Origin of the sequence: Streptomyces sp. NPDC127092, assembly GCF_042722475.1 — a bacterium.
In the GTDB taxonomy this organism is placed as follows: domain Bacteria; phylum Actinomycetota; class Actinomycetes; order Streptomycetales; family Streptomycetaceae; genus Streptomyces.
Map to the genome: position 1 here is coordinate 1 of NZ_JBHXFE010000431.1, position 1,017 is coordinate 1,017.

Sequence of the window (1,017 nt, forward strand, 5' to 3'; positions counted from 1 at the left end):
AGCAGGCGGTCGAGTTCAGAGGCTCGATCAGCTGAGCGGCTCAGTGCCGAGTGGTCGAATCCAGGAACTGGCGGAGGTCGCGGTCCCACTGCGCGTCGCGGGCGCGGTTCAGGGAGGCGCGGCAGATGAGGAAGCCGGACAGCGCGATCATCATCACCGCGAACCAGGTGAACAGCCCGGCGATCACGCCGGCCACTCGTGCCGCCGACGGCGACATCGGTTCGGTGGTGAGGTTGCCGTCGGCGTTGACCCAGATGTCTTCCTTCGTTCCCGAAGGAGTGGCCGGGTCGACGGTGATGTCGGCGTGGCGGGTCTCGTTGCCCCACGTCCAATTGGCGGGCGCGGTGTCGACGCCCGACGGCGCGACGTCCGAGGTGACGGACACGCCGGTGGAGTCGGCGAGCGTGGTGGCGGAGACGGTGCGGTAGTCCGCGACCTGCTTCTCCGCCAGCGTCAGCTGACTGTCGATGGTCCGGGCACCCACGAGGATGGCCAGCGGGAGCATCGCGAACGCGAGCACCACGACCGCGAGGGTGAGCATGTTCTCGATCCGGTCCGAGCGCCGGAGTAGCGGGTTGTGCCGCTGACGGGCCGACCGCTTACGCAGTCCCCGTGCTTGAGAGTTGTTCCACATTCCGGATCCGGTCCTCTCGCCGACAATTCCCTACCATCCAGGGTCGTACGCAAGGCAAACAAGATCAAGTCAATCCGGTGTGTCTTTGGGCACTGTGCCGTAATACACTCATCTGCTCCCCGCCATCTCACGATGCTCCTTGGGGCTCACTCCGCGCACGCGTTTGAACGCCGCACTCAGCGCGAATCCGCTCCCGTACCCCACGCGCTGGGCCACGGACGCGACCGTGGCGTCGGGTTCGCGGAGCAGATCCGCGGCCAGGGACAGCCGCCAGCCGGCAAGGAAAGTCATGGGCGGTTCGCCGACGAGGTCCGTGAACCGTCGTGCGAGGGCAGCCCGCGACATGCCGGTTTCCGCGGCGAGCGACTCCACGGTCCACTGGC

At 67.3% G+C, this 1,017-nt stretch carries 2 protein-coding genes; both read right to left on the reverse strand.

Annotation, left to right across the window (positions count from 1 at the left end; genetic code table 11):
* Nucleotides 1-40 precede the first annotated feature (40 nt).
* Entirely contained in the window at nt 41-541 is a 501-nt protein-coding gene (locus ACFWJO_RS41040; protein ID WP_386873521.1) for a hypothetical protein, read from the reverse strand.
* 201 nt (nt 542-742) lie between these two features.
* The coding region (locus tag ACFWJO_RS41045; protein ID WP_386873523.1) for a helix-turn-helix transcriptional regulator at nt 743-1,017 on the reverse strand (275 nt) is incomplete at its 5' end.

What these genes read in the sequence shown, in the direction of transcription:
- ACFWJO_RS41040 (WP_386873521.1), bottom strand. Translation starts at nt 541, where the DNA reads ATGCTCACCCTCGCGGTCGTGGTGCTCGCGTTCGCGATGCTCCCGCTG.